We start from the raw sequence: 9,100 nt of genomic DNA, 5'->3' as shown, positions 1-9,100 counted from the left end.
TGATTTTTTCTATGATAAAGCCCCTTTGTAATTAATACAAAGGGGCAGTTTGTTAATGGGCTTTATCATAGAAAAAATGAAATAACGGTCTTGAAGGAATACAGAGAAAATCTTCTTCAAAAGGGTTTTCCTCAATATCTCACGTAAAAACTTCTGTATAAGCACCGAGCTTATGAGTGGACTTTTCTTATTGGTATTTACCTGTCGGATAATTTAATTATTCCTCGGCATTTTTTCTGCCTGAACGCTTTATCACAAAGAGACCTGCGCCTATCAGAATAACCGAACCGATCGCAAGAATCATATACGGTGTGATGCCGATACCTGTCTGCGGAAGTTCAACATAGTCTCCATTGCTGTTTGTGCCCTTTCCTGTGAATACATCGACTGTATACATATCAACAAGATCGCCGTTTTCATAGTCCGAAATAAAAAGTATGACCTTTTTATCATCTTCTTTTTCAACGTAAGAACAGTTTAAAGGTCTGTGTGTGTGGTTCCTGATATTATAATCGTTTGAAGCCCATTCGCCAAGTGTAAAATACGAATAGATCTTGACATCGCTTCTTTCCATTGGCTTGATATAAGTCAGTATCTCTGAGCGGGCATATTCGTTGGCGCCGGTTCCCCATTCAATATGCAATCCATTTTCATCTTCATAATAGGTGAAATGAATCTTTTCACCGTATATATATGCGATACCGTTGCCGTCAACAGCATGATACTCAATGTCCTTCTCATAGCCCTGCGAACACTCGAAAAGCAGCGATGTCTCGTCTTTGCCGCCGAACCAGTAGTAACCGTTTTCCCAGACATTGTCATTGTTTATGGCTCTCCATAGACCTCTCTTGAAACGTGTTCCCTCATCTTCAACAGGAGCGAACAGATCGATCTCTTTGCCGTCCTTATCGGTACATTTTCCTGTAATGCGGTCAACATGGAAGCATATCTTGTCTGTGATCTCATCATCTTCAAATTGCTCATAGTTTACATATACCGCAACTGTATTGCCTGTTTCGCTAACAACACAGTTAAACGGATATTCCAGGCACTTAGCTGACTCGTAATACTTCGAAACGAGCTCTGATATTTTCTGTTCACAAAGGAAATTAAACGTCTCGGGAGTATCATCTGATAAGTATGTATATCTCACGACATCGCCGTACTCAGTCACAAGTTCTGCATGGTCTTCCCATATCGTTATGATACCTGCTGTAGAATAACCATAACTCATATCAATAGCGTACTGACCGTTTTCAAGACTGTATTCAAAACTATTTTTATCTCCGTTGTAAAGGTAATAATATACACACTCCTTTCCGTTCGGAGCAAAATAAATATACTCGGAAACATATTTGGAATCTCCATTGCTGGTACTCCAGATACCTGGCTTGAAGGAAGTTATACCTGTATCAACAGGAATGTTCTTCAGGTCAACGACATTGTTATCCTGGTCACGTCCCGTCAAAGTTCTATAGGATACAGTGTACTTTATGTTCTCGCCCGATGCAGTTACAGCAGTTATTTCTGCCTGAGTATGCTCTTTCAGAGCTACCTCAACAGATTTCGTATCTTTTCCTGTTGTTCCTTTAATATAATCAATGGCCGCCTTTTTCATATCGGGAACAGTATAAAAATGCTTATCTTCATTTTTGTCATAAAATTGCAGTTCCGTTTTTGTTCCGTCTTCCCACTGTATACATGCCAAAATCTCATCACAAGTGATCCAGCCCTTACGGACACTGTCCTCTTCCTTGAGCGTCAGAAAATTATCTGCTATAGTATATGAAAGAGCTGTTTTTTCACCTGTTACCTGATCCATACGGTAACCTGTCTTACCGTCTTCAGTGAAATAATACCAGATATTCTGATCTGCAACGTTCCATATGCCGTTTGCAAATGTATCCGCACACGCCTTATGTACATTAATGGTGTATTCTGTTGACGGAAGTCCTTCTTCCTCTAAAGTATACTTGAGCGTCATAGGTTTTAAACTGCATTCATAAGTCATATCCTCATAAGAGCCGAAAACTTTCGTCCCGTCTTTCAAAACACATGTCATGGTCGGACGCAATGAAAAATTCTCGGTGTAAACAGGCACTTCAATATCTATCACGTCTGAAAGCTCGGCATAGAATCTTTTATTTCCTGCTTTTACAAGAAGATTTATCAGATCAGCACGTTTTTCCGCATAATGTCTGAAATATACATTTTTCTCATCGCCTTCAACGTATGCAGACAATGTCATTTCCTTTGTGAATGTCACAGGAGCTGTATAGAGCTTATATTCGCCGTTATCAACAGAATAGTAGATATTCTTGCCGTCTGCGCATGAAAGCTCGATCTCAGTTCCCTTTGCAACTGCATCGCTGTAAGTCGAGAAGTGAACAGCTCCTTCATTGCAGGTCATAGCTCTGAGGCAGATATTTCCAGTAAGGTATCTTGAATCATATTCATAGCTGTCATAAAGATCGTTCCATACCTTTCCGTCATCACTGAAATAGCTCTGTCCCTTGCCGAATGTCTTCAAGATCCTTTCTCCGCTCACAAGGTCAGTTGAATCATTTAATTCACCTCCGTATTTAGAAAAGCCACATATTCCTTCATAAACATTTGGCGAATACTCACAAGCTACATGGAATCCCTGTTCACCCGATATCTTTGCAACTACAGCAAAGCTCTCGCCTTCACTGATATGAACGGGCTCGGAGAGAGTTATGGTCTGATAGCCGATATGATCCATAGTGCCTGATGTTACGGAATGAGCTTCGCCCGATGTCGGAACGGAAGCATCTGCAAGACCTGTATAGACAGATATCTCATACTCATCATTCGGCACACAGCAATTCAGCATTACATCGGTAACAAATCCGTTTTCTTCTGCTACAAAGGCATTGGATATATATGTACAGGTGTCGCCGTCTTCGTAGAGTCCGAATCTGCCGCTTACACCAAAATCGTCATATGAGTACAGGTGGTCGTGCAGTTCAGCAGGAACAACATCGTAATAATCTATCTCATTGATCGAGTAGTCGTAATACGATACCCAGTAATAACCGTCATCGCCCATGTCTAAGCCCCAGCTGTTTTTTACGAGCCATGCGCCGTTGCCTTCAGGCTTGTTTAAAAAATTATCTAAAGAATAGTCATCATCATAACCCACAATCAATACAGCATGAGGAGATTGATTCTCCGCCGCAACTTCGGGAGTATTATAAATTGCTTCTACCGGATGATCCGCACCATACTCCTCAACAAAATTCATAGACAGATACAGTGCGTGTCCGTCACATACAGCCTTCTTGACCGCATTGATCTTTGCATAGAAATCATCGTTCGTTTCCATTCTCCTGCAGATCTCCCGATCATAGAAATCGTATACGTGAACGTCGGTCAGGTGGAGCTCGGACTGCTCCTGTAATTCTTTTCTTGACTTATCGGAGACATACTCCTTTTCGTAAGGAGCTATACTCTCTGAAACGATTCCGATCCAATTGGAGATAAGTCCTATCGCTGTCGGAGAAGATGAACCCTTTATAAGACTTTCCTTACCTATGCCATAGTCGTCAGAAGCGATATATGTTGCAAGATAGCGCTCCGAGAGATCAACATGGGGATCATCAGCGATCACGTCAGTTTCAATGCTTCCGAGGAGGGCGTGTGCCCAGCAGGTTCCAAGATCACCCTGATCTTTTACAGATGTTACAAGTCCCTTTTGGCGCAGATCCACCTTTGACGGAAGTTCAGCAGCATCAACGTTCTCATCAGCGGCAAGATCAGGCTGCATTTCAAACGGTGCTTCGTATAAATACCTTACCTCGGGGACTTCTTCCTCTTCTGTTTCGGTAATTTCTTCCGTATCCTTAATTTCTTCCTCAGTGCTTTCTGTTTCAGCAGCAAAAGCTGCAAGTGAAGAATACGGCATTGTCAGTGCAAGGCCTAAAAGGAATGCAAGAGTCTTTTTCTTTTTCATAATTTTTCCTCCTATAATAAATTGCTTGCAGAGATATATGGGATACAGTAAAATTGAGAACTCTATTATTTTTTTGTAAAAACCACCTTCTTCATATCTCACATACTAATTAACGAAGTGTCAGACTAAAATGTGACACAAATTTATAAAAAATTTTAATAATTTTTCAGACATACCACATAAGGCTATATTACGCCAAAACAGTCAGCAAACTCATTTTCCGTATGCCGCATATCATGCTCAGACCCGAAACTGTGTTATGGTAATTTATTACAGCTTTATACTTTCAGAAGCATTTACAATATCCTTCCAAAATGCTATAATAAATGTAATTCATCATTCCCTGACATACAGGTAGGATAATGATGCTCAATTTATTTACGGGAGGTTTGATATGAAGAATTTTTTAGGAAGGATATGCTTTATGTTTGCAAGAGCAAACATGGTGCATATCATATGGCTTGCTTTGGTGCTCCTGACTATGCTCATGCTCGCCATTCTTCACCATCGCTGGCGTTATTATGAAAACGAACTCAAACTATGGAAAAAACTTTGCTTTATACCACTGCTGATAACGACAGTCCACTATTTCATATATATATCAGGATTTCCCGATTTCATGAACAATTACACGCCAATGTACCTCACAGCTGTTATCGCATTGCTGCCAATGCTATGTGCGGGAAATCAAAAAGCGTATAAAGTAATATCAACTATTTGCGGCGTTCTGACTGTAATTTTCAGCATTCATTTCTTGAATTCGATGAATAATCCGCATAATTTCTCACGAATGAGCTACACGAGATCATTTCATGCTCTCGTCAGGGAAATGGACAGGAGCTATGTGCTTAAAGAATGGAAAGAAATTGATTTCAACGCCCTTGAAGCAAAATATATGCCGCTTGTCAAAAACGCGGAACAGGAAAATGATCCCGCAAAATTTGCCGATACTGTGACTAAGTTCTGCAACGAACTGCACGACGAACACATCTTTGTAGCTGAAAATTACGACCACGAAAAGTATCCACCGACACAAATACTGCGCGATCATGGACTATCAATGGTTCAGCTTGACAACGGAGAGGTCATTGCGGTCTGTACAGATGTTTCCGTCCATAAACTCGGTATAAAAGACGGCACTGTCATAACAAAATGGAACGGCAAACCGATTTTGCAGGCTGCCGAAGAGGACGTTCCCGATCAAGGAGTTCCCGTAAAAGCCAATGGCGACCGCCTTGCACTGTTCGATCTTGCAGCTTGCGGCACGGAAACTGTCGATGTCACGTTTAATGACAGCTCGGGAAAAGAAAAAACCGTATCGCTCCCTGCAATTGAAAATAAACATACCCTCGATGATGCTTATAACGCTTTTTTGCACATTCCAGAACATCGCAGTGAAATGTATTCGTCCAATTTCAGCACAAAAATGCTAAACGACAAATGCGGATATCTCCTGCTGTGCGCCGAGACAACAGGCGGAAGTCTAAGTGACGCGATCGCCTTTTTCAAAGGAGAAAGCCGCGATTCAATGGAAATGTTCCGCAAAAAGCTGCGAAAACTAAAAGATCAGGGAATGGAATACCTTGTTATAGACCTGCGCAACAATATGGGCGGCTATGACGAAATAGGCTGCGCACTGTGCGGACTTCTCACCGATGAGGACAGATATGCAGTGGGAGTCGGTTATCGCAAAAACGGTAAATACATTCGTACTGCATACCACAATGTCCGCGGCGACGGAGAATTCGCCGACCTGAATGTCGTTGCACTCACTAATCTCAACTGCGTCAGCGCAGGCGACGTTACGGCAGCACTGCTTTCAAAGCTTCCAAATGTCACCCTTGCAGGTATAACAGACCCCAACGGAAGCGGTCAGATGACAGGTGGGATCTGCGCACTGTCAAAGGGAGAGGTGGTCGTTTCATATCCTGTGGGGCTCACTATAAATGAAAACGGCGAACCCGATACCGACCCACGCGCAGACAGGATAAGCCGTGATCCGGTCGAAGTACGCATCCCCCTCGACTATGAAGCTGCCATGAAAATATTTCGGGATAAGAAAGACTATGAGCTGGATTGGGCTGTAAAATACCTCGAAAATACATCAGAATAATACAGGAGGTCAGTTATGAAATTTGAAGAGATACTTCACAGCGGAATGATCTATCACCCGGGCGAAGAGAGTATCGCCGAAGAGCAGTTCCGCCGACTGGATATGCTGTTTGATTATAATGCTCTGAGACCGAGCCAACAGACAGAGAAAACTGCACTGCTCAAAAAAATGTTCGCTGAGATCGGCGAGAATGTATACATAGAAACGCCGTTCCATTCCAATTTCGGCGGTATGAATGTCCACTTCGGACACCATATATACGCAAACTTCAACCTTACACTCGTTGATGATACTCATATCTATGTGGGAAGCTATACCATGTTCGGTCCGAATGTCACTGTTGCTACAGCTGCACACCCTATCTCCCCCGAATACCGAAAACAGGACTATCAGTATAATCTCCCCGTTCATATCGGCGAGAACTGCTGGATCGGAGCAGGAGCTGTGATACTCCCGGGAGTAAGCATCGGTGACAATACAGTTATCGGCGCAGGCAGAGTGGTCACAAAGGATATACCCGCGAATGTTGTGGCTGTCGGCAATCCCTGCCGTGTGCTCCGCGAGATAAACGACGATGACAGACAGCTTATCTCCCACGGAAAGCAAATGGAGATAGCGAAGCAGTGAAAAACTGTCAGAAGCTAAAAAATATTCTTCCACTTAACGCAGTACTCATATAGAAGTTTTTCTCTGTACCCCTTCAAGACCATTAAAAACCATAAACATACTGCCCTTTTGTATTAAACTGCAAAAGGGCTTTATCATAGAAAAATCTGCTAAAAGTCTTTGGAAAGATTAAGGGGGGCTCCACACAGTGCAGGGAGATATCCGAAGGACAGAGCGACACGCTTCCCCGATAATTCCACGTAAAGTTTTTATATGAGTATCATTCTTAAAGTGGAAGAATGTTTTATCCTTTATTCAGTTCTTTCAGCCATTTGCCGATACTTTCCCTTGAAGTCGGGATATCATCACAGTAAATGCTCATAACTTTATGAACATCTGCACCTTTCGCCATTTTCTCTATGTCGTCGGCACTGCTTCCGTAGCCGCTGCTGCCTTGAGTTGCTATAAGATACAATTCCCTGCCGCTAAGGTCGCTGCTCTCAATGAATGTCGCCACAGGCATGGGAACGGTTCCCCACCAGAGCGGATATATCAGTATTATCGAATCATAGCCACTGGTATTTATCGGCTCGATATCGGGACGTACATTTTTCCGAAGCTCCTTTCCTGCAACTGCGACCGTACTTCCATAGCTTGAAGGATACTTCTCTCCTGTCAGACTAATTGCCTGTACATCACAGTCTATGGCATTTTCTATCATATCCGCGATTAGCTTGTTGCTGCCCATGAGTTCGCCGTCGGCAAGCATCAGAGAAGCTCCCGAAACTGCATCGACATCGTCCTCAAAATCGGTATTTCCAACTCTTGTAAAGTAGACCACAAGCGGTTTGCTGCCGTTCCATTCGATCTTTTCGCCGCTTACTGCCTTTGCAAGGTCTACACGCACGACCTTGAAATGGCGGTTCAGATACGGAACGAGCGCCAGTCCCACAGCTATTGAAGCAATGCAGCCAAGACCAATGAATACAGCAGCTCGTTTCTTTTTCTTTGTCCTGATATAGCCCTGTATTCCGCCGTGGAATACAGACAGCGTCAGCACAGCGGTTGCAAGATATACATGAAGATCGGAATATCCAAGATACCTGAACCACGGGAAAAGAGTCCTCGAAACACCCATACTGCTAAGCATCATTGCCACAGATGTAAGTGACAGGAGCATTGTCGAAATATTAGCGGTCTTACGCGCAGCAGACTTGCCCTTCAGCTTATAAAGGCTGAACAGGTATTTCCTTTTTATTGCCAGATGCGCTGCAAGACACACAAAAAATCCCACGCCAAGCGCCTCATGCAGGATATTTCCCGTAAAGACGTATACCATCTGTACAAGCAGCAGCGCGTACATAAGTACGTCTACAGCCGTTCCGATGCGTTTTTCAAGCTTTTTTCCCTCCATAAAGCACCTCCGTTGTTTTCGTGGCTTTGTGAATTATTTTTCAGGCATTGGAATAGTAAAGCTCTTTCCTTCGTCAAGTCCCCACGCCCTGAACATATTGTTATAGAACTGCGGACGCGCAAAGTCATATTCCATGCCCATATTGAAAGACTTATGCAGCATTCCCATATGATTAAGCGATTCGATACCCCTTTCAAATTCCGCAAGCCGTTCCTTTGGTACAGCCAATATCACATCATCTTCACTGGTATTGGCTCTTGAGAAATCTCCTGGATCAGGAAACGATACGCGGTACTCCCCTTTTGTCAGTGTCGGTATTATTCCCCATACACATGAGTCTATTGCGTCAAATTCAGTTTTCATGGTCGTTCCCGTCTGCGTCTTTATGCCGAGCAGAATTGAGCGGAGCTCCGAATTACGGCAGTTTATAACGATAGCATCGGGCTCAAATTCGGCAGTCCTGAGAGGAGCTGTCAGTATACCCTTGTATACATCTGTCGGAAGATGAGGCATATTCTCGATAAATGCAGCAGCTGCTTCAGGATCGTTGATACCGATAACAGGAAGCAGCTCATTAAATGCAGGTGTCCCCTTCTGAAGCTTTACCTGTCCATAGGCGATGAGCGGAGCCCAGCACCAATGATCCTTCTTCTGCATATAGACCGTTTTGCCCTCTCTCCTTGAAAGGGCAAAAGCCTGACAAAGTGCCATATGCTGACCGAGATCACGCAGAGGATAAATGGCATTTTCTGCGACCTCGGATTCCTCGCGTATCATTTTAAGAGCCATTGCATCATAGCGTTGTCCTATCGTGTTTTTTAATAATTCTGAAATTCGTCTGTTCTGTTCCATAGTCTGTTTTCACCTTCATAAATAGCAAGTTTTTTGTAATATTATTATACATTACCGAAAATATATTGTCAATACAAACGCCTCAGCTTTTCCTGCGAAAATCCAACACAAACAAAAAGGACTATGCTGCAAACATAGTCCT

Annotated in this window: 5 protein-coding genes; 2 read left to right on the top strand and 3 right to left on the bottom strand. The window is 43.1% G+C overall.

The features are described from left to right. Positions 1 to 217: 217 nt before the first annotated feature. On the bottom strand, positions 218 to 3,973 hold the full coding sequence (locus tag K6G33_RS06635) for a lectin like domain-containing protein (RefSeq protein WP_296777564.1): 3,756 nt from the start codon (positions 3,971 to 3,973) through the stop codon (positions 218 to 220). A gap of 394 nt (positions 3,974 to 4,367) precedes the next feature. On the opposite strand from K6G33_RS06635, the gene K6G33_RS06630 reads away from it, so the two are divergent. Both K6G33_RS06630 and K6G33_RS06625 read left to right on the top strand, forming a co-directional pair. After that, positions 4,368 to 6,086, top strand: a complete 1,719-nt coding sequence (locus K6G33_RS06630) for a S41 family peptidase (RefSeq protein WP_296777561.1) — start codon at positions 4,368 to 4,370, stop codon at positions 6,084 to 6,086. 15 nt (positions 6,087 to 6,101) lie between these two features. After that, on the top strand, positions 6,102 to 6,713 hold the full coding sequence (locus tag K6G33_RS06625) for a sugar O-acetyltransferase (RefSeq protein ID WP_296777560.1): 612 nt from the start codon (positions 6,102 to 6,104) through the stop codon (positions 6,711 to 6,713). Positions 6,714 to 6,996: 283 nt separating this feature from the next. Here the strand turns inward: K6G33_RS06625 and K6G33_RS06620 are convergent, their stop codons facing one another. Then, positions 6,997 to 8,106, bottom strand: coding sequence for a flavodoxin (locus K6G33_RS06620; protein WP_296777557.1), 1,110 nt, complete (start codon positions 8,104 to 8,106; stop codon positions 6,997 to 6,999). A 33-nt stretch (positions 8,107 to 8,139) separates the two neighbouring features. Then, entirely contained in the window at positions 8,140 to 8,958 is an 819-nt protein-coding gene (locus tag K6G33_RS06615; protein ID WP_296777555.1) for a DUF169 domain-containing protein, read from the bottom strand. Positions 8,959 to 9,100 lie beyond the last annotated feature (142 nt).

The sequence above is a fragment of the Ruminococcus sp. genome (assembly GCF_024691275.1).
GTDB lineage: Bacteria > Bacillota > Clostridia > Oscillospirales > Ruminococcaceae > Ruminococcus.
Note: the sequence above shows the minus strand (reverse complement) of the source record. Positions and strands in the feature narration are given on the sequence as shown.

Excerpts from the sequence above, each read along its gene's own strand:
- K6G33_RS06635 (WP_296777564.1), bottom strand. The coding sequence starts at position 3,973 with ATGAAAAAGAAAAAGACTCTTGCATTCCTTTTAGGCCTTGCACTGACA.
- K6G33_RS06625 (WP_296777560.1), top strand. The coding sequence starts at position 6,102 with ATGAAATTTGAAGAGATACTTCACAGCGGAATGATCTATCACCCGGGC.
- K6G33_RS06620 (WP_296777557.1), bottom strand. The coding sequence starts at position 8,106 with ATGGAGGGAAAAAAGCTTGAAAAACGCATCGGAACGGCTGTAGACGTA.
- K6G33_RS06615 (WP_296777555.1), bottom strand. The coding sequence starts at position 8,958 with ATGGAACAGAACAGACGAATTTCAGAATTATTAAAAAACACGATAGGA.
- K6G33_RS06630 (WP_296777561.1), top strand. The coding sequence starts at position 4,368 with ATGAAGAATTTTTTAGGAAGGATATGCTTTATGTTTGCAAGAGCAAAC.